We start from the raw sequence: 24,550 nt of genomic DNA, 5'->3' as shown, positions 1-24,550 counted from the left end.
GGAGCTTCCCACATGACGCGCAAACTTGCTTTGCTCGGCTCGGCCCTTTGCCTTGTGGTGTCGGCAGGCGGCGCCAGTGCCGACGATCTGCCGGTGCGCAAGGCCGGCCTGTGGGAATTGAAAATGGTCAGGACCGGCTCGCAGATGCCGGAAATGACCATGCAGCACTGCACCGACGAGACCGTCGACAAGGAGATGAACAACAACGTCTCCCCGATGGCCAAGCAGATCTGCGCCAAGCAGGACATCAAGAAGACCGCGACCGGTTATGTCAGCGATTCCGAGTGCAGCGTCGCCGGCATCAGCACCACCTCGCACGCCGAGATCACGGGCGATTTCAACTCGGCCTATACGGTGAAGACCACCTCGCACGCGCAAGGCGGCGCCGCCGGCGCGGCGGGACGCGACACCACCATGACGCTCGAAGCGAAATGGCTCGGCGCCTGCAAGCCGGACCAGAAGCCCGGCGACATCGTGATGCCCGGCGGCTTCAAGATGAACGTGCGCGACATGGACAAGCTGAAGGCGCTGCTGCCGAAGTAGGCGAGATTGTAGCCCGGATGGAGCGTAGCGAAATTCGGGCTACGGCAGCTACACCGGTATCCGCACGCTCGCCCTTAATCCGCCCATCGAGCTATCGCCCAGCGTGATGTCGCCGCCATGCGAGCGGGCGATGTCGCGGGCGATGGCAAGGCCAAGGCCCGTGCCGCCTTCGTCCTGGTTGCGGGCGTTGTCCAGCCGCAGGAACGGCTTGAACACCTCTTCGCGCAGATGCGCGGGAATGCCGGGGCCATCGTCGTCGACCGTGACGGTCAGGTAACGGTGATCGCGCTGGCCGGTGATGGCGATGCTTTTGCCGTAGCGCGCCGCATTGGTGACGAGGTTGGCGAGGCAGCGCTTGAACGAGGCCGGCTTCACTGTCACCACCGGCAATCCGTTGAATGCGACGGTTGCAGCGTGGCCGTGGCGTTCGGCATCGCTGCGCAGCTCCTCGAGCGCCTGCGCCATGTCGGTCGGCTGCGACTGCTCGCCGGAATCGCCGCGGGCAAACGCAAGGTAGTCCTCCAGCATCATCGACATCTCGTCGACGTCCTTGCGCATGCCCTCGAGCTCCGGGCTGTCGCCGATCAGCGCCAGCTCGAGCTTGAAGCGGGTCAGGATGGTGCGCAGGTCGTGGCTGACGCCGGCCAGCATCGCGGTGCGCTGCTCCATCGTGCGCTCGATGCGCGATTTCATCTCGAGGAAGGCGACCGCCGCGCGTCGCACTTCGCGCGCGCCGCGCGGCCTGAAGTTCGGCGCCTCGCGGCCCTTGCCGAAGCTTTCGGCGGCATCGGCAAGGCGCAGGATCGGCTTGATCTGGTTGCGCAGGAACAGCACTGCGACGATCAAGAGGATCGAGGACGTGCCGACCATCCAGAACAGGAAGATCTCCGAGTTCGAAGCGTAAGCGGCGCTGCGCTGCGCGAACACGCGCATCACGGCGTCGTCGAGCTGGATGCGGATCTCGACGAGGTTGGAGCGGCCGACCGTGTCGATCCAGAACGAGCGCCCGATCTGGCGGCCGAGCTGTACCGACAGCGTCTGGTCGAGCAGCGAGAAGAACGGCTTTGGTCCTGGCGGCGGCATGTCGCCGGCGGGCAGGAAGTCGACCACGAGTCCGAGGCGTTGCTGCGCGATGCGGCGGATCTGGTCGCGGTCCTTGTCCTGCGGATAGCCCTTGTAGATGTCGATCAGCGCGGCGATGTCCTGCACCACTGCGGCCGACAGGCGGCGCGTCACCGTGTTCCAGTGCCGCTCCATGAACACGAAGGCGACGACCGATTGCAGGATCACCATCGGCACGATCATGATGAGGAGCGCACGGGCATACAGGCCGGTCGGCATCCAGCCCTTGAACGCATTGCCCATCCAGCCATTGGCGGCGGAGACGCGGCCGGCGGCGCTCTTCAGCAGCGTCAGGCCGGTATCGATCGTGCTCATCGGTCGCGCTTCACTGCGGTTTAAGGCGAGGCCACCAGGCGGTAGCCGATGCCGCGCACCGCCTGGAGGAACAGCGGATTGGCGGGATCGGTCTCGATCTTGCGCCTGAGGCGGTTGATCTGCACGTCGACGGCGCGCTCGTTAACGCTGCCATTGCCGGTCAGTGCGCTGCGCGGCACGGTCTCGCCCGGCGTCTCCGAGAGAATCCGCAGCATCTCGCGCTCGCGATCGGTGAGGTGAATGACCTCTTCGCCCTGGCGCAATTCGCCGCGATCGAGATGGTAGACGTAGGGGCCGAACGCGATCTTCTCCACCACCGCTGCCTGCGGCGGCGGGGCGGCGCGCTTGAGGATGTTGTTGATGCGCAGCGCGAGCTCGCGTGGTTCGAACGGCTTTGCCACGTAGTCGTCGGCGCCGATCTGAAGGCCTTCGATGCGGGCTTCCGCTTCGTGGCGCGCCGTCAGCATCACGATCGGCACCGAGGAGGACGTCCGGATGAAGCGGGCGAGGTCGAAGCCGGTCTCGCCAGGCATCATGACGTCGAGGATCAGGAGGTCGAAATGCAGGCCCATGAGCTTCGAACGCGCATCGCTGGCGCTCGCCGCGGTCGAGACGCGATAGCCTTCGCCGGCGAGGAAGCGCGACAGCAGATCGCGGATGCGGCGGTCGTCGTCGACCAGCAGGAGATGCGGGGCGTCGTCGGCCGGTTGCACCGGCGGACGGGCGAGCGTGGCAGCGAGTGGCACGGTCACTCCTTTGGGTCTTGATTGACGGAGGCGAAGATCGTCTCGAGCACCTTGTCCGGATCGTCGCGGTCGATCATCGCGCGCAGGAAGCGCTTGACGGTCTCCGCATCCTGCGGCGCCATCTCGGCGAGCGCCTTGGTGATCCGCGTGGTCTGGAGCCCGGCGAGCTTCTGCACCAGCGCCTCGCCCTTCGGCGTTGCGTAGAGCAGGCGCTGGCGGCGGTCATTGTCGCCGGTCTTCTGCACGATATAGCCCTCGTCCAGGAGCTGCTTGAGCACCCGGCCGAGCGACTGTTTTGTGATGCGCAGGACGTCGAGGAGATCGGCGACCTTGAGCCCGGGATAGCGGTAGACGAAGTGCATGACGCGGTGATGGGCCCGGCCGAAGCCGAACGCCTCCAGCTCCTGGTCGGGATCGCCGACGAAGTCGCGATAGGCGAAGAACAGCAGCTCGATGATATCCCAGCGCAAATTGCCTCCATCGCCTGCCGCCGGCCGGGGCTCGGCAGCGTCTTGAGGGGGAGTCGCGAAATTTATGTCAGGCATATTGACGTATCTTGGGTTCAATGTTACAAAACGATCAGCCCGCACGAAATTTTAGATCGTTTCGCGTCGGGTGGCATCGAAGCTGAGGCGGCCGGAGAGAGCCGGACAGGCGGCGACGGCCGGATCAGATCTACCGTGCGATTGTCGAGCGGCATTTCGACAAAACATACTGGACTTCCGCCTTCCGCAAAAGCATGTCCTCGGCGACATGCTGGCCACGGAAACCGGCCGTAACAAGGCTGGCGGTGGCCCGGCCACAACTCTAATCAAGCCAGCCGGACCCGAAACAGGGCAGGCGGGCGCCAGAACAGCGCCGCTACCGGCAGCGGGAGCCAAGGACATGAGCATGAAATTCGACATCCAGCCCGCATCCAATCCTACCCCAGAAAAGGACCGCGTCGCCAAGCTGGTGGACCCCGGCTTCGGGCGGGTCTTCACGGACCACATGGCGATCGTCCGTTACAACCAGGCCAAGGGCGGCTGGTACGAGGCGCGCATCGAGGCGCGCGCCAACTTCCAGCTCGATCCGGCCGGCGCCGTCCTGCACTACGCCCAGGAAATTTTCGAGGGCCTCAAGGCCTACAAGCGCGACGACGGCGGCGTGAACCTGTTCCGCCCCGACGCCAATGCGCGGCGCTTCAGGGACTCGGCCGATCGCATGGCGATGGCGCAGCTGCCCGAAGACGTCTTCATCGAGGCGGTCGAGCAGGTCGTGCGCATCGATCGCGCCTGGATGCCGGGCGGCGAGGGCAGCCTTTACCTGCGCCCCTTCATGATCGCGAGCGAGACCTTCCTCGGCGTCAAGCCGTCGTCCGAATACATCTTCGCGGTGATCGCCTCACCGGTCGGCTCCTATTTCAAGGGCGGACCTGCGCCGGTGTCGATCTGGGTCTCGGAGAACTACACGCGCGCCGCGGTCGGCGGCACCGGCGCCGTCAAGTGCGGTGGCAATTACGCCGCGAGTCTGCGTGCGCAGGCGGAAGCCATTCAGCACGGCTGCGATCAGGTGGTCTTCCTCGATGCGATCGAGCGCCGCTACGTCGAGGAGCTCGGCGGCATGAACATCTTCTTCGTGTTCGAGGACGGCTCGCTGTCGACGCCGCCGCTCGGCACGATCCTGCCCGGCATCACCCGCGACTCCATCATCGCGCTGGCGAAGGATGCCGGCAAGGCGGTGCGCGAGGAGCCGTACTCGCTCGACCAGTGGCGCAAGGATGCGGCCAGCGGCAAGCTGAAGGAAGCCTTCGCCTGCGGCACCGCGGCGGTGATCTCGCCGATCGGCAAGGTGCGCTCGGTGAGCGGCGATTTCGAGATCAGCGGCGGCGTCGCCGGCCCGGTCGCCATGGGCCTGCGCAAGCAGCTCGTCGACATCCAGTACGGCCGCACCAACGATCCCCACAACTGGATCCGCAAGGTGTTTTGATTTTTCTCCCTCTCCCCGCTTGCGGGGAGAGGGTCGGGGTGAGGGGGAGTCTCCACGGGGACGCTGGCAGTTGGACTCGCGGAGAGTCCCCCTCACCCGGAATCCGCGCGTTCTGCGCGCATTCCGGCCTCTCCCCGCAAGCGGGGAGAGGCGAAGAGCGGGCATCATGAACGCCCCGCCACGATCCCGCGACAAAGCCCGAGACATCGAGGCATTCGGACATCGCGATCATGGCATCCACGCTTTCCCAGCCCCTGAAATGGGTCGTCCTCGCCGCAATCACCGGCATCACCGTCTTCGGCATCCTGACCATCGGCCCCAAGCCGGAGGTCGCAGCCGAAGACGCTCGCCCGTTGTCGATGTGCGCACCACCGACCCCGAGATGAACACCGCGATCGCACGCGCCCGCGACACCCTCCCGACCTTCTGGGCCTCCTATGAGGCGCCCAAGCCGTCGGAAACCGGGCACGCCCTGAAAGTGCGCTTTTCGACCCGCAAGGGCGGCGAGCACATCTGGATGGCCGAGGTGAAGAAACTGCCGAACGGGGGCTATTCGGGCGTGTTCGCCAACGAACCGCGTGATCTGCCCGGCAAGCGGGCAGGCGATAAGGTCACATTCAGCGAAGCCGACATCTCGGACTGGATGTTCATGCGCAACGGCAAGATCGTCGGCGGCGAAACCATCAAGCCGACGCTGAAGTCGCTGCCGAAGGCGGATGCGGACGCCCTCCGGGCGCGCATGGAGCAGCCGTAGGGAAGCAGTCGTCATTCCGGGATGGTCCGAAGGACCAGACCTGAGGTGCGCAGTTGCGCACCGGGGAATCTCGAGATTCCGGGCTCGATGCTGCGCATCGCCCCGGAATGACGCCGAGGCGGGTGGACTTGGGGCCCCCCGGCTTGCCGCCCCGGTTGCCGCCTCGCGCGTCGGCTGGTAAACGCCGCGCATGGCCGAAAAACCCAAAAAACCCCAGAAACTGAAGGCGCGCCTGCCGCGCGGGCTCGAGGATCGCGATCCCGCCGCGATCCGGGCGACGCGCGAGATGGTCGAGAAGATCCGCGCCGTCTACGAGCTCTACGGCTTCGAGCCGGTGGAGACGCCGGCGATGGAATACACCGACGCGCTCGGCAAGTTCCTGCCCGACCAGGACCGCCCGAACGAGGGCGTGTTCTCGTTCCAGGACGACGACGAGCAGTGGATTAGCTTGCGTTACGATCTGACCGCGCCGCTCGCCCGCTATGTCGGCGAGCGCTACGGGACGGACGGTCTGGTCTTGCCCTACCGCAGCTACCGCGTCGGCTACGTCTTCCGCAACGAGAAGCCCGGCCCCGGCCGCTTCCGCCAGTTCATGCAGTTCGATGCCGACACGGTCGGCTCGGCAACGCCGGCGGCGGATGCCGAGATCTGCATGATGGCCGCGGACACGATGGAGGCGCTTGGCGTTCAGCGCGGCCAGTACGTGGTGAAGGTGAACAACCGAAAAGTGCTCGACGGTGTTCTGGAAGCCATTGGACTTGCCGGCGACGAGAATGCCGCACGCCGGCTGACTGTGCTGCGCGCAATCGACAAGCTCGACAAGTTTCCCGCCGATGAGGTGCGTAAATTGCTCGGTCCCGGCAGGTGGGATGGTGGCGAAGAGGGCAAGGGCGACTTCACGAAAGGCGCCAATTTGAGCGCGGCGGAGGCCGACGTTGTTCTGGCCATCACCAAACCGCGCGACGATTGGAAAGAAGCCATTGCCGCGGCGGAAGCTTACCTCGCCAAGAGCGAAGTTGGTCAGGCCGGCGTGAGCGAGCTGGAAGAGATCGCCAAGCTGGTCATGGCGTCGGGGTACGGTGCGGACCGCATCAAGATCGACCCCTCCGTTGTGCGCGGCCTCGAATACTACACCGGCCCCGTCTACGAGGTCGAACTCCTGCTCGACACCAAGGACGAGAAGGGCCGCCCGGTACGCTTCGGCTCCGTCGGCGGCGGTGGCCGCTACGACGGCCTCGTTTCGCGCTTCCGCGGCGAGCCGGTGCCGGCGACCGGATTCTCGATCGGCGTGTCGCGGCTCCAGGCCGCGCTGACGCTGCTCGGCAAGCTCGACACGCGGCCCGAGTTCGGTCCCGTCGTCGTCACCGTGTTCGACCGCGACCGCGTCGCCGACTACCAGAAGATGGTGGCAAGCCTGCGCACCGCCGGCATCCGCGCCGAGCTCTATCTCGGCAATCCCAAGAACATGGGCAACCAGCTCAAATATGCCGACCGCCGCAACAGCCCTTGCGTCATCATCCAGGGCTCGGACGAAAAGGCGCGCGGCGAGCTGCAGATCAAGGACCTGATCGAAGGCGCGAAAGCGGCCGCTGCGATTGCTTCCAACCAGGAATGGCGCGAGACCCGCCCGGCGCAGTTCTCGTGCAGCGAAGCCGATCTCGTCGCAAAGGTGCGCGAGGTGCTGGCGCGCCATGACGTGAGCTGGGGCTAGCTATTCGCGCATCGCCTGATGCCCGGGCTTGTCCCGGGCATCCACGTCCTGTTTGATGCACACGACTTTGAATGATCGGGACAAGCCCGATCATGACGACAGCAGCAGGGAGAAAACGATGCCTGAGATCACCGTCAGCATGGCCGAAGGCCGCACCGATGAACAGAAGGCCGGCATGATGCGCGACATCACGCAGGCGCTGGTGAAGAATCTCGGCGTCGACGCCGATGCCGTCGTCATCCAGATCAACGAAGCCCCGCTCCGCCACAAGATGAAGGGCGGCAAGACGTTCGTGGAGCGCGCGGCCGCCGCGAAGAAGTGACGCGTTAGCGTCATTCCGGGGCAGCCCGTCAGGGCTGAACCCGGAATCTCGAGCTGTAAACTTCTGGATTCCGGGTTCGCGCTTCGCGCGCCCCGGAATGACGAGCAAGCACCATGGACGCACGCGACTTCATCACGACAGGCATGAGCGCGGAGCGCACGCTGGTGGTCCCAGCGGAGCGCACGGTCGGGCACTTCGTGCCGGGCATGCCTTTTGTCTATGCGACGCCGATGATGATCCTCGAGATGGAGATGACGTCGGGCGATGCGATCCGCCCTGCGCTTCAGCCGGGCTGGGTCACGGTCGGCACCGAGGTCGACATCCGCCATCTCGCAGCCGCCCTAGTCGGCGCGACGGTGCGGACCACCGCGAAGGTGGTCGCGGTCGAGCGCCGCGTCATCCGTTTCGAAGTCGAGGCGTTCGAGGGCACGCGCAAGCTCGGCGAGGGCCGCCACGCGCGCGGGCTCGTCAATGTCGAGATGTTCAACAAGCGGCTCGGGGCAGGCTCGAAATCGTAGGGTGGGCAAAGGCGCGGAGCGCCGTGCCCACCATTGCTCAGCGTGCGAGACAGATGTGGTGGGCACGCTTCGCTTTGCCCACCCTACGGCATCTTGCTACTTCGCCAATTCCTTCGACCGCTGCGTCGCCGCTGCGATCGCGCGGATCATCAGGTCGCGCAGGCCGGGCTCGCCCATCAGCACGCCGAGCGCTGCGGCCGTGGTGCCGCCGGGCGAGGTGACGTTCTGGCGCAGCGTGCCGGAGGGAAGCTCGGATTGATGCAGCAGCTCGCCCGAGCCTGCCACCGTTTCGCGCGCGAGCTTCGTCGCCAGCGCCTCGGGCAATCCCGCTTCGACACCGGCGCGCGCAAGTTCCTCGGCGAGCAGGAACACATAGGCCGGTCCCGAGCCGGACACCGCGGTCACCGCATCCATCAGGCTCTCATCCTCGACCCATTCGACCGAGCCGGTGGCGCGCAGCAGCGCGTCGGCCACCGCGCGTTGCGCGCTGCTGACGTTGTTCGCCGCAACCGCCACCGTGATGCCGCGGCCGATCGCGGCCGGCGTGTTCGGCATCGCGCGCACGACAGCGCCGCCGCAGACCTCCTGAAGCGAGGCGATCGTGGTTCCCGCCATGATCGAGACCACGGAGGTCTTCTCCGAGACGAAGGGCTTCAGCTTCGCGCCGGCCTCGCGGAACATCTGCGGCTTCACCGCGACGACCATCGTCTCGACCTGGCCTGCCGCCTTCGCATCGGGATTGAGCGCCACGCCCTTGGCGGCAAGCGCGCTGATCTCAGGTGCGATGTGCGGGTCGACCACCGCGACGCGGCGCGGATCGAGTCCGCCCGCCAGCCATCCGGTCAGCATCGCGCCGCCCATCTTGCCGGCGCCGGCGAGAAGGATGGTGCCGGTGATGTTTTGAAGAGTGCTGTTCGCCACTGTGGTCACCACAAATTCGGTGTCGTCCCGGCGAAGGCCGGGACCCATAACCACGAATGTTTCTAGTGGATGCAGCTGTTGGCAACAAGCCGCGTGCCACAAACGAAATCACGCGGTATGGATCCCGGATCTGCGCGCGCTTTGGGCGCGCTTGTCCGGGATGACGTGGGGAGGGAGCGCCCTTACGTCACGAGAGGCCCTACGCCTCTCCCACCGTGTCGAACATCGCCGCGTCCATCGCTTCCGTCGTGGTCTTGCCCGCCCACACCACGAACTGGAACGCCGGGAAGTAGCGCTCGCAGGCGTGGATGGCGCCGGCGAGCATGGCTTCGCATTGCGCGGTCGAGGCGGTGAGTCCGCCCGGCAGCACCAGGGCCTGGCGGTGCATGACCATGCCGGTGTTGGTCCACAGGTCGAAATGGCCGACCCACAACTGCTCGTTGACGGCGGCGACGAGCCGCTGCACTTCGCTCCGCCGTGCGACCGGAATCTTCATGTCGAACGCGCAGGCCAGATGCAGCGCCTCGATCCCGCCCATCCAGGTGAAGGAGAGCTGGTAGTCGGTCCATTGTCCCTTCGAGACAATCGTGAGTTCGTCTTCGCCGGAGCGTTCGAACGGCCAGTTGTTGCTGGCAGCGATATCCTCGACCACCGCGAGCGGGTGATTTCTGGAATCGATAGCGCCTTCGAGCAGGGACATGCCGTCTCGACCTCTTGCCTTCTTGTTGTCTTTGATACGCACGCGGTTGGTCCGGCGCGCGCTCCCTTAATATTGCTAAGGCGATCCCCTTGGCGTCGCTCTCGCGATCCCGGGATCAGCGCGGGCTTGTCGCGGATCAACTGATGTGATTTGCGGAATCTGCGCAACTGGCTGCCGAGTCCGTCCACAAGTCAGGACTCGTTCGTCCACAGCTCATCTCCGCCACAATTCTTAACGGAGGAGAACAAACCGGAATCGGATCGGCCGGCGCCTGCTGCGTTCCATGTGCCGGTGCCCTCCTTGCGGGTCCGGATAGGTCCCGCCCTGTTCGACCTTCTGCCCCGCAGGATTTTCGCAGAGTTTCGCCCTGACGTCATAGGCACATGCGTAGTACCCATAAGGAAGGTTCTTGCTGGCCGCCTCCCTGTTCGTCATAATTCGAAATAGTCCACCCATATCGGGTGGATAAGTTCTCAGGGCGGGGTGAAAGTCCCCACCGGCGGTAAGGGCCGAAAGGCCTAAGCCCGCGAGCGCCTTCTCCTTGATAGGGATTCCCTCGGGGACCCCTTGAGAGGGAAGGGTCAGCAGATTCGGTGCAACTCCGAAGCCGACGGTTAAAGTCCGGATGAAAGAGAACGGTCGGTGGCAGACGCATCGCAAGGTGCGGCTGTTTGTCGTTCCGTGTGCCCTGATTCTGGTCCTTAACTGAGGAAAGCCATGAATCAGATGTTGCAAGATCCCCAAGTCCAAACTTCCCAAGTCCAAACTTCCAAAGCCGAAACTGCCGAGACGACCCAGCCGCCGGTTCCCGTGGACCCGCCGGCAATCGAGCATCCGCGTTTTGCAAAGCCGCAGCGGGTGGCCTTCGTGCAGGCCTGCTGGCACCGCGACGTGGTCGAGGAGGCCCGCATCGCCTTCATGAAGGAGGCCGAGGCGCGCCACCTCACCCATGTCGACGTGTTCGAGGTGCCGGGCTCGTTCGAGATCCCGCTGCACGCGCAGATCCTCGCCAAGACGCGGCGCTACACCGCGATCGTCGCGGCCGGCCTCGTCGTCGACGGTGGCATCTATCGCCACGAGTTCGTCGCCGACACCGTGATCAAGGCGCTGATGGACGTGCAGCTGCGCACCGAGGTGCCGGTGTTCTTGGCGGTGCTGACGCCGCAGCAATTCCACGAGACCGAAGTGCACTACGATTTCTTCCGCAGGCATTTTGCGATCAAGGGCGTCGAGGTCGCGGAAGCCTGCGCCAACACGCTGCTAGGCCTGGAGCGTTTGCGCGGCCAGGTCGCGGCGGGAATTGCCTAACCCAACGCAACGACCATCACCCCTCATCCCTGGGAGCGCGTAGCGCGTCTCGAAGGATGAGGGGTTACTCTATGATCGCTGCCATCTTGCATCACCCCAGCGACACCCCCGCCTTGGCCCGGCTTATTCCGAGAGCCAGGATGCGCTGCAGGAGATCCGGATATTTGAGCCCGGCATGTTGAGCCGCCGTGGCGAACTCCTGGCTCCTGGCGATCTCGGGGTTGGGATTGGCCTCGATGAAATACGGCGTGCCGTCGGCGGCGAGACGAAAATCGATACGGGCGTAGCCGTCGAGGCCAAGCGCTCGGTAGATGCGTTTCGCGGCGCGCTGGATGCGCGCGGTGACTTCGGGCGCGAGGTCCTTCGCCGGCCCGTCGACGATGCCGACCTTCTCCTGATAGTCGGTGTCGTGCTTGGCTTTCTCCGTGGCGATGTGCCGTGACCTGCGCCCGCCCATGCTGCCGAATTTCAGTTCCCAGATCGGCAGGACGCGCAGCCGGTTGTTGCCGAGCACGCCGACGTAAAGCTCGCGCCCCTCGATGAACTGCTCGGCGATCGCGGCGGATTCGACCCGCTCGTGGATGAAGGCGACCCGTTCCGCGAGCTTCTCGTCGGTATCGACGATCGATGCCTGCGAGATGCCGAAGGACCCGTCCATGTTCAGGCTCTTGACGATCAGCGGCAGCGCAAGGCGCGTCGGGCGTTTCACCTTGCGGCGCATCGGGAAGACGGCGAAGGCCGGCGCCGCGATCCGGCGGTGATGCACCAGCGTCTTGGACAAATCCTTGCCGCGCGCCAGGATCAGGCCGCGCGGATTGCACCCGGTATACGGGACCTTCATCAGCTCGAGATAGCTGGCGATGTGCTGGTCGTAGGCGACGTTGTTGTGGAATTCCTCCAGCAACGTGAAAACCACGTGCGGCTTGAACTCCTCGATCGCCTCGCGCACCGGCTTGATTTCGTCCTGCGCGCCGAGGGCGCGAACCTCGTGGCCGGCCGCGCGCAAGGTGCTCACCACGTCGTATTCCGTTTTCCATGCGTTGATTTCCTGCGCGGTGTATCCGTCGCTTGAATCCGGAGGCATGAAATCCGGATGCATCAGGACCAGAATACGCAAGCGTCTCATAGCGCGATCCATTTGCGCCGAGACGGGCCAAACAGCGCGTGCATCGTCTTGGCGGTCACGAGGACGGTGAAATCGAGAACGAGCTTCTGTTCGGGGCCGACCGCGCGCAGATCGAGCTCGCGGCAGCGGGAGATCATGTCGTCAAGCACGGCATCGAGCGTGAGCTGGTTCTCGCCCGTCCACCGCGCGACCAATTGCCTGATCTGGGCGCGGTGCCGTCTGATCAGGCTCGAAGCCGGTTTTGAGCGGTGATGCCGTGGATCGGCGGAAAACAGCCTCGAGAGGTCGCGGTCGTAGGTCTTCGGCGGCGTGAAGGCGTAGAACGCCTGCTTCTTCTTGTAGTGGTCTTCGAGCGTCTGGCCGAGCTTGCTCAACGGGTCGACACGCTCCCGTGTCGTGATCAGCGGCCGCTTTCCCGCAATCTCGCCCATCAGCTCGTCGACATATTCGAGCTTCTTCAGTGCCGGCCAGCCGGCATATCGTGTTCGCCAGTTCGAACGCGGCCGCAGCCACACCGCAAAAGTTTCGGCGAAATCCTCGTCAGGATGGCTCTGCGCGTACCAGAGCCGGAGATGCTGGACGTAGCGCCGGCTCGCCGGATTGGGCCGGTAGTAGCGCGGATAGTGCTTCGACGACGGACCGAACAGCTGCTGCCAGCGCCGGCGGCGCTGCAGCTGATAGCCGTGCTGGATGGCATGGCCTGCCTCGTGACGGAGGATGGCCATACACTCGCGCCAGGTTCCGCCCTCGACGTCGAACATCATCTTCTTCTCGAGCTTCATCAGGCGGGGATGGGCGAGATAGAAGGGGATTGCGATGCCGGGTACATCGCCCGGACTGAACCATTCGCTCGAGATCCATGTGTGCGGCCGCAGCCGGATGCCCCGCTCTTCGAGCTCCTCGTGGAGCGTGCCGACGCAATCCTCGAGCCAGGTGCCTTCGACCGTAACCCTCAGGCTGCTGAGACGTTGCTCGAGCAATTCGTCGTCCGACAGCTTCTCCCAGGCAAATTTCCGGCGTGGCATCAGGCATCCAGAGGGCAGAGATGACTCGGCGTCCGGATGATGTCATGGGCCGCGGTTGGCAACAACCCGTGGGACTAGGTCGTAAGGGACGCAAGCGTCGCGCGCTCCCTCGCCCCGCTCTTGCCCGCCGAAGCCTTGGCGAGGCGGATGCGGGGCCGCGACGAGCTTCGCTCGCGCTGAGAGGGTGGGGTGAGGGGGAGTCTCCACAGGGACGGTGAGAGTGAAGACTTGCGGAGAGTCCCCCTCACCCGGAATCCGCGCTTCGAATTCCGGCCTCTCCCCGCAAGCGGGGAGAGGCGAAGAAAAATCAATCGAACAGGCTCGACACCGACTCTTCCGCGGCGGTGCGCGCGATCGCGTCCGAGATCAGGCTGGCGATCGGGAGCGTGCGGATGTTCGGCGCCTTGCTCACCGCGTCCGTCGGCAGGATCGAGTCGGTGATCACGAGCTCCTTCAGCTTGGAGTTCGTGATACGGGCGGCCGCGCCGCCGGAGAGCACGCCGTGCGTGATGTAGGCGTAGACGTCCTTGGCGCCCTTGGCGATCAGCGCGTCGGCCGCGTTCACCAGCGTGCCGCCGGAGTCCACGATGTCGTCGACCAGGATACAGGTGTAGCCGGCGACGTCGCCGATCACGTTCATGACCTCGGATTCACCCGGCCGCTCGCGGCGCTTGTCGACGATGGCGAGCGGGGTGTTGATGCGCTTGGCGAGGCCGCGCGCGCGGGCCACGCCGCCGACGTCGGGCGAGATCACCATTGTCTTGGACAGGTCGAACTTGTCCTTGATGTCGCGCACCATCAGCGGTGCCGCGTAGAGATTGTCGGTCGGGATGTCGAAGAAGCCCTGGATCTGGCCGGCATGCAGGTCGAGCGTCATGACGCGGTCGACGCCGGCCTGCGTGATCAGGTTGGCGACGAGCTTGGCCGAGATCGGCGTGCGCGAGCCCGATTTGCGGTCCTGCCGGGCGTAGCCGAAATAGGGCAGCACCGCGGTGATGCGGCGCGCCGAGGAGCGGCGCAGCGCGTCGGTGATGATCAGAAGCTCCATCAGATGGTCGTTCGCCGGGAACGAGGTCGACTGGATGATGAAGGCATCCGAGCCGCGGACGTTCTCCTGGATCTCGACGAAGATCTCCATGTCGGCGAAGCGCCGGACCACCGCCTTGGTCAGCGGCAGGTGGAGGCCTTGCGCGATGGCCTGGGCGAGAGCCGGATTGGAGTTGCCGGCGACAAGCTTGATGGAGCCGTTCTTGGCCGACATGGACGCTTCCTCCCGCGCTTTGCTGGATAGGACGTTCAACATCTGGGAATACCCACTCGAAGCACGGTTACGACGGGCGAGGAAATATCAGGCCGGGGGCTGCAATGGCAACCCGGGATGCTACGTTTTCCCTTTGAAAATCCTGAGTCGGGCCAACGGTTTGGCCGCAACTTGAGGCCGTGGTTTAGCGGGGGTTATCGCTCGGCGTAGCCGAGCGCCGAGGCCGGCATCTCCGGTGCCGGAGCCTCCGGGGTGACGCTTGCCACCGCAGGTCCCCGCAGGCCCGGAGCAGCGCTCGGCGCCTCCGGCGTGCCGTTGATCATGTTGGAAAGTCCGCTGAATCCGGCCTGGGCGATCTTCCGCAGCACCAGGTCGTCGGCGGCGCTCCAAGGATCGCGCGTCGCATCGCGGCCACCCTTGGCCGAGGTGGGTTCCTCACCGGAGAGGCGCAGCGCCCGCTGCTGGTTGGCGTCGTAGACGTCCCAGACCCAGGCGATCACGGTCCTGCCGCGCACGATCTGGGCGGAGAGGTAGCTGCGCACGCGATAGGCAGCCGTCCCCTCGCGGGAGACCACGGACAGGCTGCGCAGCTTGGATTCGCTGTCGAGCACGCCGACCATGCGGTCGAACACCTGTGGCGGCGGCCCGTCGATGGATTCGAACGCCACCGTCGCTCCACTGCCGGCGCTCGGCGCCATCGCATAGGAGTTGGCGGCACCGCCGCCGCCGGCGCAACCGCCAAGCGCGGTCGCCGCTGCCAGCAGCATGACCGCCAGCACGCGCGAACCCGCGCGGCCCAGGATGAATGACGCGTCCCTCATTATGGAGGGCAGCGATATCGTTAAAACGCATTAACGTCTAGGGCAGGGGCGACACATCCCACTGTCATTCCGGGGCGCGCCCACTTGGCGCGAACCCGGAATCCATTTCTCCGCATAAATTGCTGCACGATGATTCCGGGTTCTCGCTTCGCGAGCCCCGGAATGACGGCGTGTTGCCTGTGTGTTCACCCCTCGAGCGCGATCGCGTGGACGTGGCGGCCGTAATCCGGCTCCTTGCGATGCACCGAGCGGCGATAGCTGAAGAAGCGCTCGTCGGCGTAGGTGTCGAGGCCGAGGTCGTCGATCATCAGGATGCCGGCGGCCTCCAGCCGCGTCCGGATGAAGCCGGCGAGGTCGAACATCGCGTGGCCCTCGCGCACCGACGGGATGAAGAACATCGCGTTGTCCGCGTCCGCCTCGATGAAGCGTGCCACGAACTCGTTGCCGACCTCGTAGCTCTCCTGCCGGATCAGCGGGCCGATCGCGGCGATGATGCCGCCGCGCGTGGCGCCGAGCTTTTCCATCGCTAGAATCGTGGACTCCAGCACGCCTGTGAGCGCGCCCTTCCAGCCGGCATGGGCACCGCCGATCACGCGCGCATTGGGGTCGACGAACAGCACCGGCCCGCAATCGGCGGTGGAGACGCCGAGCGCGATGCCGGGCGTCTTGGTAACCAGCGCGTCGCCCTTCGGCCGCGGCCCGCTCGGCCACGGCGTCTCGGCAATGAGCACGTCGGGCGAGTGGATCTGATGCAGGCTGAGGAAACGTTCCGGCGCCACGCCGACATGCTCGGCCATGCGGCGGCGGTTCTCGGCGACGAGGGCCTGATCGTCGTTGGAGCCGAGCCCGCCGTTCAGCGCCGAATAGATGCCGCCGGAGACGCCGCCTTCACGGGTGAAGAAGGAATGGCGCAGCCCTGGCACCGCCGACAGCAGTGACGAAGCGAGGGTCATCAGTTCCCTCCGGCGTGTTCGAGATCGCTGAGGCCGGCAAGGCCAGTTAGCCGCGGCTCGGAGATGCCGAGCACCTTGAACATCGAGCCCATGCCGCTGCGCCCGGTGTCGGTCAGGCGCTTCAGCGCCACCGAAATGTCGGTGGCGACCTCGGGCGTTGCCTTCTGCATCAAGGCGGCCGCGCGGGTGTCGATGCCGACGCGCTTGAGGAAGTCGCCCTGCGTCACCGGCCCGTGCACGCGGGCGCCGACATCCTCGGCCGCACGCGCCAGCGCCTGGAAATCGACATGGGCGGTGACGTCGGCCTGGCCCGGCGCCTTCAAGGGATCGGTAAAGGTGTGGCGCGCGATCGCCTGGAAGGTGTCGCCGGCATCGCTGCGCAAATGGCCGTAATCGATGATCAGCGCCGCGCCGTCCTGGTCGCGCACGCGCGTGGCGAGCTTCATGACCTCGCCGTCGGGACGCCATTCGAACACGGCGCCGACCGGCGCGGTGCGCACCAGGGGCGGCAGCAGCACGTCGAAGCGCGGCGTCGGCTCGGAGGCCGCGCCGAACTGAAGCTTGCCGTTGGGATCGATCTCGATCACGCGCTCGTGCCAGCCGTTCTCGCGCTTCACCATCTGGTGGATCGGCAGCACGTCGAAATATTCGTTGGCGAGGATGATGCTCGGGCCTTCGGGCACGTCGTCGATGCTGTCGTGCCAGGCGACGTTGCGCGCGCCCGACAGCGTCGCACTCTGCCGTTCGCGCAGGACGGGATTGACCTCGACCAGGTGGATCTGAAGCGCCTGGTAGAGCGGCGGCAGCACGCGAAGCGCGCGCAGCGCATCCGCCATCATGGTACCACGGCCGGGGCCGAGCTCGACCAGCCGCAAAAACTGCGGCGAGCCCATCTGCTTCCACACCGACGCGGTCCATAATCCCAGGAGCTCGCCGAACATCTGGCTGACCTCGGGCGCGGTGGTGAAGTCGCCCTCACGCCCGAGCGGATCGCGCGAGACGTAATAGCCATAGCGCGGATGCATCAGGCACAGTTCCATGTACCGCCAGACCGGCATGGGGCCTGAGGATTTGATCAGCGCCTTGATCTCGTTGAGTAGCGGCTGTTCGGTCACGGCCTTCTTCTCGAAAGGAATTAACGAATGGCCTCGATCGGCCTCGGCGCACCGCGCCTGATAGCCAATACAATAAGTATGAGACCTACAATAAGCATCGGGATCGACAACAGCATGCCCATGGTTAATCCGCCCCAGAGGAAGCCGAGCTGGACGTCCGGCTCGCGGAAATGCTCGCCGGCGATCCGGGTCAGACCATAGATCAGGATGAAGGCGCCGAGGATCATTCCGGGCCGCTTCAGGGCGCCGAGGCGGATCATGATCGCAAGCACCGTGAACAGCAGGATGCCCTCCATGCCGGCCTCATAGAGCTGGCTCGGATGGCGCGGCAGCTGGGTGGGATCGTTGGGGAAGACCATCGCCCAGGGCAGGCTCGCATCGGTGGCACGGCCCCACAATTCGCCGTTGATGAAATTGGCGATGCGCCCGAGCAGCAGCCCGACCGGCGCGACCGCGGTGGTGATGTCGCCGAGCGACAGGATCGGGATCCCGTTGCGGTAGGCGAACCACATCACCGCGACGACGCAGCCGAGGAAGCCGCCGTGGAACGACATGCCGCCCTCCCACAATCTGAAGATCGCGGTGGGGTGATCGATGAAGAAGGGCAGATTGTAGAACAGCACGTAGCCGGTGCGGCCGCCGAGGATGATGCCGAGCGTGACCCACAGGATGAAGTCGTCGACCTGCACCAGCGAGATCGGCGCCGGCCCGCCCCACAAACGCTCGTTCTTCAGGAGCGAGCGCGCATAGAGCCAGCCGAACACGATGCCGCAGATATAGGCCAGCGCGTACCAGCGGATCGCGAACGGACCGATCTCGATCGCGATCGGCTTGAAGGCGGGAAAGTCGATGAGAAGAAAGGGCATCACGCCTTGTTTCTAGAGTTTGATGGGCAAGCTGCGGCCCCGACGGAGCTGCGCCCCCTCTCCCGCTTGCGGGGGAGGGTTGGGGAGGGGGTGTCTCCGCAATCGAGATAATCTCCGTGTGGAGAGAACCCCCACCCGGCGCTTCGCGCCGACCTCCCCCGCAAGCGGGAGAGGTGCATCGAGTTCGCGGATAGGCCGATCATACTGCTGCTCACACGAGATTGCGGCGATAGAGCGCCAGCAGACGCTCCCAGTGCCGCTCGGCGGCGTCGCGGTCATAGACCGGGCGCTTGGGGAAGGCGAAGCCGTGATGCGTGCCGGGATAGATCTCGACCTCGGCCTTGGCACCTTTCATGCCCTCTTTGACCTTTTCGATAATCTCCGGCGGCGCGTAGACATCGGTCTCGGCGCAGGCGAAGTAGAGCTCGGCCCCGGTCTTGGCTGGGGCCAGATGCGGGCTGTCGTCCTGGTCGGTTGCGAGCTGCACCCCATAGATCGAGGCGGCGGCCTTGACGCGATCGGGGAAATGCGTGGCGGCGTTGACCGCGTAGCGGCCGCTCATGCAGTAGCCGACGGTGCCGACAATCTTCGTGTTCGCGGCGGCCTGGCCCTCGGCGTAAGTGAGCAGCGCGCGTGTGTCGTCCATGATCATGGGAATGGTGAGCGAGCTCATCAGCGCGAACATGCGCTTGCGCTCCGGTGCGTTCGGGTCGGTCGGCAGCGCGCCCAGCTCCATCACGCCGGAGCGGTAATAGAGGTTCGGCAGCATCACGTAATACCCTGATGTCGCGAGCCGGCGCGCCATGTCGCGCAGCTCTTCGCGGATCGCCGGCGCATCCATGTAGAACAGGATGACCGGAAACGGCCCGCCACGCTCGGGATGGCTGATGAAGGTTGCGGTGTGGCCGTCCTTGGTAGGAATCGCGATCTGCTGGTCGATCATCTCGTGCGCCTTGTGATTCTTCTTATGCCGGGACGTTGAATACGATTGCAAGGAAACCGGGGCATGACAAGGATACGGCCGATCGGCCCTTGATCCGGCCCGATCGGATTGCCATTGTCTTCCCAAGAGTTCGCGCAAAGTTTATCGCAGGCCGCCAGGAGACCGACATGACCCAGACCAACAACCGGTTTTTCGACGAGATCGGTCGCCTGATGAACGACGCCGCCGGTGCGGCTCAGGGCGTCAAGCGCGAGTTCGACACGGTGATGCGGACCCAGGCCGAAAAATTCCTGCGCGACATGGACCTCGTCAAGCGCGAGGAGTTCGAGGCGGTCAAGGACATGGCCCGCCTGGCGCGCGAGGAGAACGAAGCCCTGAAGGCGCGCATCACGGCGCTGGAGGCGAAGCTGGGGGGATAGGTATTTGTCGTTCCGGGGCGATGCGCAGCATCGAACCCGGAACCTCGAGCTTCCGGGTTCGGTCGCTGTCGCGACCGCCCCGGAATGACGGCTAGTCCGGCGCGGCCCGCCAGCCCATTCTTCTTGTCATTTCCGCATCTTCCGGGTAAAAGCCCGCCACGTCCGCGGCCCCCGCACCCCTGGAGGCTTGCTGTGGACGATGCCATGGGCCGCGCTGCGGCCCATTAACTTTTGCAAAAACAAGGACTTAACGACATGGCGACGACCGTCAAGGAATTGAAGGCGACCGCACGTCCGAAGAGCGGCAAGGGGGCCGCCCGGGCTGAGCGTCGCGCCGGCAGAGTGCCCGGAGTGATCTATGGCAACAACCAGCCCCCTGTCACGATCTCGATTGAAGATCGCGAACTGCGCCAGCGCATCCTCGCCGGCCGGTTCCTGACCACGCTGGTCGACATCGACCTCGAGGGCAAGAAGCACCGCGTGATTCCGCGCGACTATCACCTCGATCCGGTCAAGGACTTCCCGATCCATGTCGACTTCATGCGGCTCGGCGAAGGCGCCACCATCCGCATCAGCGTTCCCTTGCACGTGGTGAAGTCGGAAGCCTCCCCGGGCGTGAAGCGCGGCGGCACCGTCAACATCGTTGCCCACGCGATCGAGCTCGAATGCGGCGTCGAGAGCATCCCGCAGTACATCGAGGCCGACGTCGGCTCGCTCGAAATCGGTCACTCGCTGCATCTGTCGGACGTCAAGCTGCCGGCCGGCGTGAAGGCGCTGACCCGCGAGGACGCGACCCTCGTCACCATCGTGCCGCCGTCCGGCTACGCCGAAGAGCAGAAGGCTGCTGCTGCGGCAGCTGCTGGTGGCGCGGCTCCGGCTGCGGCAGCTCCTGCGGCTGGTGCGGCTGCTCCGGCTGCTGCTGCTCCGGCAGCGGCTGCCAAGGCTCCCGCCGGCGGCGACAAGAAGAAGTAATCTCTCAAAGAGCTGGCGCGCGGTCCTGTGACCGCGCGCCGAGCGAGGGGCGCGCCGCGTCATGCGACTCTTTGTTGGGCTCGGCAATCCCGGCGCGAAATACGCACGTAACCGGCACAATATCGGCTTCATGGCCGTCGACGAGATCGCGCGGCGTCATGGTTTCTCGCCATGGCGCCGCAGGTTTCAGGGCGAGACCTCGGAAGGCGCGCTCGGCACCGAGCGCGTGATCCTGCTCAAGCCGACGACCTACATGAACGATTCCGGCCGGAGCGTTCAGGAGGCGGCAGGCTTCTTCAAGATCGCCCCTGGCGACGTCACCGTGTTCCATGACGAACTCGAGCTGCCGCCGGGCAAGGTACGGGTGAAGGTCGGCGGCGGTATCGCCGGCCACAACGGTCTGCGCTCGATCTCGGCGCATATCGGCAACGACTACCGCCGTGTCAGGCTCGGCATCGGTCATCCCGGCGTCAAGGAACTGGTGCACGGCCACGTGCTGTCGGACTTCGCCAAGGCCGACAACGACTGGGTGGCGACGCTCTGCGACGCGGTCGCCGAGCACGCGGCGCTGATCGCCAAGGGCACGGACGCGACCTTCGCCAACAGGGTGCATCTTGCCATGCAGGCGAAGGGGTTTTTGACCAAGGACGACAACGGCAAGGAATAACGCTCGTGGGATTCAAATGCGGGATCGTCGGATTGCCCAATGTCGGCAAGTCGACCTTGTTCAATGCGCTGACCGAGACGGCCGCGGCGCAGGCTGCGAACTATCCGTTCTGCACCATCGAGCCGAATGTCGGCGAGGTCGCCGTGCCCGATCCGCGGCTCGACAAGCTTGCGGCGATCGCCAAGTCCGGCCAGATCATTCCGACCCGGCTGACCTTCGTCGACATCGCGGGCCTCGTGCGCGGCGCCTCCAAGGGCGAAGGCCTCGGCAACCAGTTCCTCGCCAACATCCGCGAGGTCGACGCCATCGCGCATGTCGTGCGCTGCTTTGAAGACTCCGACATCACCCATGTCGAGGGCAAGATCGCCCCGCTCGCCGACATCGAGACCATCGAGACCGAGCTGATGCTCGCCGACCTCGACAGCCTCGAGAAGCGCGTCGACAACCTCACCAAGAAGGCCAAGGGCAACGACAAGGACGCCAAGGAGCAGCTCGACCTCGTCAACCGCACCCTGGTGCTGCTGCGCGAGGGCAAGCCCGCGCGCCTCGTCGAGCGCAAGGCGGAGGAGGAGCGCGCCTTCGGGATGCTCGGCCTGCTGTCGTCCAAGCCCGTGCTCTATGTCTGCAACGTCGAGGAAGGTTCGGCCGCGACCGGAAATTCGTTCTCCAAGGCGGTGCAGGAGCAGGCCGCCAAGGAAGGCGCCGTCGCCGTCGTCATCTCGGCCAAGATCGAATCCGAGATCGCCACCATTTCGCGCGAAGAACGCGCCGACTTCCTGGAGACGCTGGGTCTCGAAGAGGCCGGCCTCGACCGCCTGATCCGCGCCGGCTACACGCTGCTCGACCTCATCACGTATTTCACGGTGGGCCCGAAGGAAGCGCGTGCCTGGACCATCCATCGCGGCACCAAGGCGCCGGGAGCGGCCGGCGTGATCCACACCGATTTCGAGAAAGGCTTCATCCGCGCCGAGACGATCGCGTTTGACGACTACGTCGCGCTCGGCGGCGAAGCCGGCGCCCGCGATGCCGGCAAGCTCCGCCTCGAAGGCAAGGAATACGTCGTCGCCGACGGCGACGTGATGCATTTCCGGTTCAATACGTAAGCCGGAGTTGTCATTCCGGGGCGCGCCTCTTGGCGCGAGCCCGGAATCCATTCATCCACTTGTTCTGAGGCCCGATGGATTCCGGGTTCGCGCTGCGCGCGCCCCGGAATGACGGGCTACCGCATCCCGCCGCCCTGATCCCGGATCGCGCCGAGATGCTCGTTGATGCGGAAGACGATCAGGATCAGTTCCGCGACGATGCGCGAGAACACGATGCCGACGACGACGCTCGCGATCGACGACAGCAGCACCAGGAAGCCGCCGAACGGGCTGATCGCCATCGCAGCTAGGCCGGAGAAGATGCCGGAGAGGCCGAACAGGCAGATCAGCGCGATCACCAGCCAGTAGAAGGTCTTGATGATCGTCGGCGTGATAAAGCGGTCCCACTGAAACAGGTCGCTGAATGAAAACATCGCTCTCCCCCGGACAAATCGGGCCTTGTCAAATCGGGCTTCGGCCCTCGGTTGACCCGACTCAAGGCCAGAATCGCCGCGTCGAATGTAGCACGAGCCATGCGGGCCGGCGGGTTGAGATTGCCGCAAAGTGCGGCCACAATCTGTCATTTCCGCCAGCAATCCCAAGATGACCCTGACCTTTGAAGACTTCCCGCCCGGCCGGTTCGGAACGTTCGGCCCGCGCCATGTCACCCGCGACGAGATCTTGGCCTTCGCCGCCGAGTTCGATCCGCAACCGATGCACCTGGACGAGGACGCCGCCAGCAAGAGCATGCTGCGCGGCCTGTCCGGCTCGGGCTGGCACCTGTGCTCGCTGATGATGCGGATGATGGCCGACGGCTTCATCACCCGCGCCGCCTCGCTCGGCTCCCCCGGCGTCGACGAGGTGCGCTGGCTGTCGCCGCTCAGGCCCGGCGACGACCTCATGCTGGACGTCGATGTCATGGAGGCGCGCGCCTCGAAGAGCCGCCCCGACCTCGGCATCGTCAAGTTCAAATGCACCGTGCGCAACGCCAAGGGGCAGGCGCTGTGCGAGATGACCTCGCCGATCCTGATCGAGCGGCGCGAGGGGACGGTCTGATGCGGTTCTTCGAGGAGATCGAGATCGGCCATCGCCGCGAGATCGGCGCCTATACGTTCACCGCGGAGTCGATCAAGACATTCGCCCAAAAATTCGATCCGCAGCGCTTTCACCTCGACGAGGAGGAAGGCAAGAGCTCGCTGTTCGGCGGGCTCGCGGCCTCGGGCTGGCATGTCGGGTCGGCCTGCATGAGCCTGCTTGTCGCGGACGGCCAGCGTCTGGCGCGAGAGGCCGCAGCGCGCGGCGAGGAGGTTGCGGTGTGGGGCCCGTCACCGGGCTTTCGCGACCTGCGCTGGATCCGGCCGGTGCTCGCCGGCGATACCGTTTCTTACGCCAATGTCGTCATCGACAAGCGCACCTCCGCCTCGCGCCCCGGCTGGGGCATTTTGACGGCCCGCACCACCGGCACCAACCAGCGCGGCGAAGAGGTCTACGCCATCACCGCCTCAGCCTTCGTGCCGATGCGGAAGGGCGGTTAGATCAGTTCCAAGATGAACGGCGGAAAAGAGCGCGCGAGTGTTGCCCGCGCGCTATGGACGCGATTCCGGGCGGCTGCCATAAGCCTGCGCAAGATGGTTACCCGCGAAGCAGTTGGGGGAACCATCGAGTTGCTAACCAATTATGAACCTGTCGCTGTCTATTTGAACGAATAGGCAGAGGACAGGGGACGAGGACCATGGCTGACCGCGGCGCACTCAAGTTTGTTGGATTTATCTTTGCGACCGCGACGTTGGCCGTGATGCTGGTCGCCGGCATGGTGGTGAAGGGCTATGCCGATGGCGCCTACACCCTGGAAGCCTCGACCGTGGAAGCCGCCCGGTAAGAGCTCGTTAACGTTTCGGGGCCGGTGTCCGGCTTCCGCTCAGCGGCTATAGACGAACGCCAGCACTGCGATCGCAACCGCCAATAATCCAACGAAGCGCAGCATGATCGTGCCGAACTGGTTCGGCGCGGGTCGCAGCGGTATGGGCTCCGTGGTGTCGGGCCGAATGCTTTCCATGAAATGTCCCCCTGAGCCCGCGTAAACCGACGGGCGCTTGGCATTGGTCGCCGGGGAGGGGTGGAGGGTTCAAAGGGGGGCTCTGGCCGACGTACTTGCGTGGCCGCCTGCCAAGCCCTCCGCTGTCATGCCCCGGCTTGTCCGGGGCATCCAGTACGCCGCGGCGTCTCCGCTCAATCACCGCCGTCTCTGGAATACTGGATCGCCCGCTCCAGTGCGCAAGTGCGCACAAGGCGGGCGATGACGCCTGCATTGGGGAGACAGCGTGCGGACACGCGCATTCACACCGCCCCGGAATCAAAACCGCCGCGCCCCT

At 65.3% G+C, this 24,550-nt stretch carries 28 protein-coding genes, 1 pseudogene and 1 riboswitch; of the genes and pseudogenes, 14 read left to right on the top strand and 15 right to left on the bottom strand.

Annotated features, from left to right (window positions below; translation table 11 throughout):
* Window positions 1–12: 12 nt before the first annotated feature.
* A complete protein-coding gene (locus EI171_RS42635) occupies window positions 13–543 on the top strand; it encodes a DUF3617 family protein (RefSeq protein ID WP_161536716.1) in 531 nt (176 codons plus the stop codon).
* A 48-nt stretch (window positions 544–591) separates the two neighbouring features.
* Here EI171_RS42635 and EI171_RS42630 read toward each other — a convergent pair whose 3' ends face one another.
* Genes EI171_RS42630 through EI171_RS42620 form a run of 3 tightly spaced genes read right to left on the bottom strand, consistent with a single transcriptional unit; the run spans window position 592 to window position 3,271 of the window.
* A complete protein-coding gene (locus EI171_RS42630) occupies window positions 592–1,980 on the bottom strand; it encodes an ATP-binding protein (protein ID WP_161536715.1) in 1,389 nt (462 codons plus the stop codon).
* Window positions 1,981–2,000: 20 nt separating this feature from the next.
* Window positions 2,001–2,732: a response regulator gene (locus EI171_RS42625; RefSeq protein WP_028174665.1), complete on the bottom strand. Its 732-nt coding sequence runs from the start codon at window positions 2,730–2,732 to the stop codon at window positions 2,001–2,003.
* Window positions 2,729–3,271, bottom strand: coding sequence for a MarR family winged helix-turn-helix transcriptional regulator (locus tag EI171_RS42620; RefSeq protein WP_028174666.1), 543 nt, complete (start codon window positions 3,269–3,271; stop codon window positions 2,729–2,731). Before EI171_RS42620 ends, EI171_RS42625 begins: the two co-directional genes overlap by 4 nt.
* Before the next feature lie 340 nt (window positions 3,272–3,611).
* Between EI171_RS42620 and EI171_RS42615 the strand changes: the two genes are divergently transcribed.
* From EI171_RS42615 to EI171_RS42595, 5 genes and pseudogenes are all read left to right on the top strand, one after another.
* Window positions 3,612–4,694, top strand: a complete 1,083-nt coding sequence (locus EI171_RS42615) for a branched-chain amino acid aminotransferase (protein WP_161536713.1) — start codon at window positions 3,612–3,614, stop codon at window positions 4,692–4,694.
* 230 nt (window positions 4,695–4,924) lie between these two features.
* Window positions 4,925–5,448, top strand: a pseudogene (locus EI171_RS42610) (YegJ family protein).
* A gap of 190 nt (window positions 5,449–5,638) precedes the next feature.
* Window positions 5,639–7,159: a histidine--tRNA ligase gene (gene hisS / locus EI171_RS42605; protein ID WP_161536712.1), complete on the top strand. Its 1,521-nt coding sequence runs from the start codon at window positions 5,639–5,641 to the stop codon at window positions 7,157–7,159.
* Between the two features lie 55 nt (window positions 7,160–7,214).
* The gene (locus EI171_RS42600; protein WP_011090190.1) at window positions 7,215–7,481 is read left to right on the top strand and encodes a tautomerase family protein; all 267 of its coding nucleotides are present in this window, start codon (window positions 7,215–7,217) and stop codon (window positions 7,479–7,481) included.
* Between the two features lie 113 nt (window positions 7,482–7,594).
* Window positions 7,595–7,999, top strand: a complete 405-nt coding sequence (locus EI171_RS42595) for a thioesterase family protein (protein WP_161536711.1) — start codon at window positions 7,595–7,597, stop codon at window positions 7,997–7,999.
* A 96-nt stretch (window positions 8,000–8,095) separates the two neighbouring features.
* On the opposite strand, the gene proC is transcribed toward EI171_RS42595, so the two are convergent.
* Both proC and EI171_RS42585 read right to left on the bottom strand, forming a co-directional pair.
* Window positions 8,096–8,968: a pyrroline-5-carboxylate reductase gene (proC, locus tag EI171_RS42590; protein ID WP_202633229.1), complete on the bottom strand. Its 873-nt coding sequence runs from the start codon at window positions 8,966–8,968 to the stop codon at window positions 8,096–8,098.
* A 151-nt stretch (window positions 8,969–9,119) separates the two neighbouring features.
* Window positions 9,120–9,620, bottom strand: coding sequence for a YbjN domain-containing protein (locus tag EI171_RS42585; RefSeq protein WP_028174670.1), 501 nt, complete (start codon window positions 9,618–9,620; stop codon window positions 9,120–9,122).
* A gap of 465 nt (window positions 9,621–10,085) precedes the next feature.
* Window positions 10,086–10,261, top strand: a riboswitch (FMN riboswitch).
* 76 nt (window positions 10,262–10,337) lie between these two features.
* Here EI171_RS42585 and EI171_RS42580 point away from each other — a divergent pair.
* On the top strand, window positions 10,338–10,928 hold the full coding sequence (locus EI171_RS42580) for a 6,7-dimethyl-8-ribityllumazine synthase (protein WP_161536709.1): 591 nt from the start codon (window positions 10,338–10,340) through the stop codon (window positions 10,926–10,928).
* Window positions 10,929–11,019: 91 nt separating this feature from the next.
* On the opposite strand, the gene EI171_RS42575 is transcribed toward EI171_RS42580, so the two are convergent.
* From EI171_RS42575 to EI171_RS42540, 8 genes are all read right to left on the bottom strand, one after another.
* Complete coding sequence (locus tag EI171_RS42575) at window positions 11,020–12,054, bottom strand: ATP-grasp domain-containing protein (RefSeq protein WP_161536708.1); 1,035 nt, start codon at window positions 12,052–12,054, stop codon at window positions 11,020–11,022.
* Window positions 12,051–13,079, bottom strand: coding sequence for a putative zinc-binding metallopeptidase (locus EI171_RS42570; protein WP_161536707.1), 1,029 nt, complete (start codon window positions 13,077–13,079; stop codon window positions 12,051–12,053). Before EI171_RS42570 ends, EI171_RS42575 begins: the two co-directional genes overlap by 4 nt.
* A gap of 307 nt (window positions 13,080–13,386) precedes the next feature.
* Window positions 13,387–14,340 (bottom strand): ribose-phosphate pyrophosphokinase, encoded by a 954-nt coding sequence (locus EI171_RS42565; protein ID WP_028174674.1) that lies wholly within the window; start codon window positions 14,338–14,340, stop codon window positions 13,387–13,389.
* Window positions 14,341–14,534: 194 nt separating this feature from the next.
* The gene (locus EI171_RS42560; protein WP_011090181.1) at window positions 14,535–15,161 is read right to left on the bottom strand and encodes a hypothetical protein; all 627 of its coding nucleotides are present in this window, start codon (window positions 15,159–15,161) and stop codon (window positions 14,535–14,537) included.
* A 185-nt stretch (window positions 15,162–15,346) separates the two neighbouring features.
* A complete protein-coding gene (gene pgeF / locus EI171_RS42555; RefSeq protein WP_161536706.1) occupies window positions 15,347–16,114 on the bottom strand; it encodes a peptidoglycan editing factor PgeF in 768 nt (255 codons plus the stop codon).
* Window positions 16,114–17,229, bottom strand: a complete 1,116-nt coding sequence (locus EI171_RS42550; protein ID WP_161536705.1) for a class I SAM-dependent methyltransferase — start codon at window positions 17,227–17,229, stop codon at window positions 16,114–16,116. Before EI171_RS42550 ends, pgeF begins: the two co-directional genes overlap by 1 nt.
* Window positions 17,230–17,249: 20 nt before the next feature.
* Window positions 17,250–18,095 carry a prolipoprotein diacylglyceryl transferase gene (lgt, locus tag EI171_RS42545; protein WP_161536704.1) on the bottom strand — a complete coding sequence of 282 codons (846 nt, stop codon included), beginning with the start codon at window positions 18,093–18,095 and terminating at the stop codon, window positions 17,250–17,252.
* Window positions 18,096–18,306: 211 nt separating this feature from the next.
* Window positions 18,307–19,038, bottom strand: a complete 732-nt coding sequence (locus tag EI171_RS42540; protein WP_161536703.1) for a dienelactone hydrolase family protein — start codon at window positions 19,036–19,038, stop codon at window positions 18,307–18,309.
* 167 nt (window positions 19,039–19,205) lie between these two features.
* Between EI171_RS42540 and EI171_RS42535 the strand changes: the two genes are divergently transcribed.
* The 4 genes from EI171_RS42535 (at window position 19,206) to ychF (ending at window position 22,199) form a co-directional block, all read left to right on the top strand.
* Window positions 19,206–19,457, top strand: coding sequence for an accessory factor UbiK family protein (locus EI171_RS42535; RefSeq protein WP_011090176.1), 252 nt, complete (start codon window positions 19,206–19,208; stop codon window positions 19,455–19,457).
* A gap of 255 nt (window positions 19,458–19,712) precedes the next feature.
* Entirely contained in the window at window positions 19,713–20,429 is a 717-nt protein-coding gene (locus tag EI171_RS42530; RefSeq protein ID WP_011090175.1) for a 50S ribosomal protein L25/general stress protein Ctc, read from the top strand.
* 61 nt (window positions 20,430–20,490) lie between these two features.
* Window positions 20,491–21,096 (top strand): aminoacyl-tRNA hydrolase, encoded by a 606-nt coding sequence (gene pth / locus EI171_RS42525; RefSeq protein WP_011090174.1) that lies wholly within the window; start codon window positions 20,491–20,493, stop codon window positions 21,094–21,096.
* Between the two features lie 5 nt (window positions 21,097–21,101).
* Entirely contained in the window at window positions 21,102–22,199 is a 1,098-nt protein-coding gene (ychF, locus tag EI171_RS42520; RefSeq protein WP_011090173.1) for a redox-regulated ATPase YchF, read from the top strand.
* A 116-nt stretch (window positions 22,200–22,315) separates the two neighbouring features.
* Here ychF and EI171_RS42515 read toward each other — a convergent pair whose 3' ends face one another.
* A complete protein-coding gene (locus EI171_RS42515) occupies window positions 22,316–22,612 on the bottom strand; it encodes a DUF4282 domain-containing protein (protein ID WP_018648333.1) in 297 nt (98 codons plus the stop codon).
* A gap of 169 nt (window positions 22,613–22,781) precedes the next feature.
* On the opposite strand from EI171_RS42515, the gene EI171_RS42510 reads away from it, so the two are divergent.
* The 3 genes from EI171_RS42510 (at window position 22,782) to EI171_RS45205 (ending at window position 24,057) form a co-directional block, all read left to right on the top strand.
* A complete protein-coding gene (locus tag EI171_RS42510; protein WP_161536702.1) occupies window positions 22,782–23,234 on the top strand; it encodes a MaoC family dehydratase in 453 nt (150 codons plus the stop codon).
* Window positions 23,234–23,713 (top strand): MaoC family dehydratase, encoded by a 480-nt coding sequence (locus EI171_RS42505; protein ID WP_161536701.1) that lies wholly within the window; start codon window positions 23,234–23,236, stop codon window positions 23,711–23,713. Before EI171_RS42510 ends, EI171_RS42505 begins: the two co-directional genes overlap by 1 nt.
* Before the next feature lie 197 nt (window positions 23,714–23,910).
* Complete coding sequence (locus EI171_RS45205) at window positions 23,911–24,057, top strand: hypothetical protein (RefSeq protein ID WP_027545961.1); 147 nt, start codon at window positions 23,911–23,913, stop codon at window positions 24,055–24,057.
* Window positions 24,058–24,096: 39 nt separating this feature from the next.
* Here the strand turns inward: EI171_RS45205 and EI171_RS45200 are convergent, their stop codons facing one another.
* Window positions 24,097–24,234, bottom strand: coding sequence for a hypothetical protein (locus tag EI171_RS45200; protein ID WP_165448177.1), 138 nt, complete (start codon window positions 24,232–24,234; stop codon window positions 24,097–24,099).
* Between the last annotated feature and the right edge of the window lie 316 nt (window positions 24,235–24,550).

The organism is Bradyrhizobium sp. LCT2, from assembly GCF_009931255.1.
In the GTDB taxonomy this organism is placed as follows: domain Bacteria; phylum Pseudomonadota; class Alphaproteobacteria; order Rhizobiales; family Xanthobacteraceae; genus Bradyrhizobium; species Bradyrhizobium diazoefficiens.
Note: the sequence above shows the minus strand (reverse complement) of the source record. Positions and strands in the feature narration are given on the sequence as shown.

Excerpts from the sequence above, each read along its gene's own strand:
- EI171_RS42505 (WP_161536701.1), top strand. The coding sequence starts at position 23,234 with ATGCGGTTCTTCGAGGAGATCGAGATCGGCCATCGCCGCGAGATCGGC.
- EI171_RS42595 (WP_161536711.1), top strand. The coding sequence starts at position 7,595 with ATGGACGCACGCGACTTCATCACGACAGGCATGAGCGCGGAGCGCACG.
- EI171_RS42615 (WP_161536713.1), top strand. The coding sequence starts at position 3,612 with ATGAGCATGAAATTCGACATCCAGCCCGCATCCAATCCTACCCCAGAA.
- EI171_RS42630 (WP_161536715.1), bottom strand. The coding sequence starts at position 1,980 with ATGAGCACGATCGATACCGGCCTGACGCTGCTGAAGAGCGCCGCCGGC.
- EI171_RS42510 (WP_161536702.1), top strand. The coding sequence starts at position 22,782 with ATGACCCTGACCTTTGAAGACTTCCCGCCCGGCCGGTTCGGAACGTTC.
- EI171_RS45205 (WP_027545961.1), top strand. The coding sequence starts at position 23,911 with ATGGCTGACCGCGGCGCACTCAAGTTTGTTGGATTTATCTTTGCGACC.
- EI171_RS42635 (WP_161536716.1), top strand. The coding sequence starts at position 13 with ATGACGCGCAAACTTGCTTTGCTCGGCTCGGCCCTTTGCCTTGTGGTG.
- pth (WP_011090174.1), top strand. The coding sequence starts at position 20,491 with ATGCGACTCTTTGTTGGGCTCGGCAATCCCGGCGCGAAATACGCACGT.
- EI171_RS42600 (WP_011090190.1), top strand. The coding sequence starts at position 7,215 with ATGCACACGACTTTGAATGATCGGGACAAGCCCGATCATGACGACAGC.
- EI171_RS42620 (WP_028174666.1), bottom strand. The coding sequence starts at position 3,271 with ATGCCTGACATAAATTTCGCGACTCCCCCTCAAGACGCTGCCGAGCCC.
- EI171_RS42535 (WP_011090176.1), top strand. The coding sequence starts at position 19,206 with ATGACCCAGACCAACAACCGGTTTTTCGACGAGATCGGTCGCCTGATG.
- pgeF (WP_161536706.1), bottom strand. The coding sequence starts at position 16,114 with ATGACCCTCGCTTCGTCACTGCTGTCGGCGGTGCCAGGGCTGCGCCAT.
- EI171_RS42540 (WP_161536703.1), bottom strand. The coding sequence starts at position 19,038 with ATGATCGACCAGCAGATCGCGATTCCTACCAAGGACGGCCACACCGCA.
- EI171_RS42560 (WP_011090181.1), bottom strand. The coding sequence starts at position 15,161 with ATGAGGGACGCGTCATTCATCCTGGGCCGCGCGGGTTCGCGCGTGCTG.
- lgt (WP_161536704.1), bottom strand. The coding sequence starts at position 18,095 with ATGCCCTTTCTTCTCATCGACTTTCCCGCCTTCAAGCCGATCGCGATC.
- EI171_RS42575 (WP_161536708.1), bottom strand. The coding sequence starts at position 12,054 with ATGAGACGCTTGCGTATTCTGGTCCTGATGCATCCGGATTTCATGCCT.
- EI171_RS42580 (WP_161536709.1), top strand. The coding sequence starts at position 10,338 with ATGAATCAGATGTTGCAAGATCCCCAAGTCCAAACTTCCCAAGTCCAA.
- EI171_RS42515 (WP_018648333.1), bottom strand. The coding sequence starts at position 22,612 with ATGTTTTCATTCAGCGACCTGTTTCAGTGGGACCGCTTTATCACGCCG.
- EI171_RS42565 (WP_028174674.1), bottom strand. The coding sequence starts at position 14,340 with ATGTCGGCCAAGAACGGCTCCATCAAGCTTGTCGCCGGCAACTCCAAT.
- EI171_RS42570 (WP_161536707.1), bottom strand. The coding sequence starts at position 13,079 with ATGCCACGCCGGAAATTTGCCTGGGAGAAGCTGTCGGACGACGAATTG.
- EI171_RS42585 (WP_028174670.1), bottom strand. The coding sequence starts at position 9,620 with ATGTCCCTGCTCGAAGGCGCTATCGATTCCAGAAATCACCCGCTCGCG.
- EI171_RS45200 (WP_165448177.1), bottom strand. The coding sequence starts at position 24,234 with ATGGAAAGCATTCGGCCCGACACCACGGAGCCCATACCGCTGCGACCC.
- EI171_RS42530 (WP_011090175.1), top strand. The coding sequence starts at position 19,713 with ATGGCGACGACCGTCAAGGAATTGAAGGCGACCGCACGTCCGAAGAGC.
- proC (WP_202633229.1), bottom strand. The coding sequence starts at position 8,968 with ATGGGTCCCGGCCTTCGCCGGGACGACACCGAATTTGTGGTGACCACA.
- hisS (WP_161536712.1), top strand. The coding sequence starts at position 5,639 with ATGGCCGAAAAACCCAAAAAACCCCAGAAACTGAAGGCGCGCCTGCCG.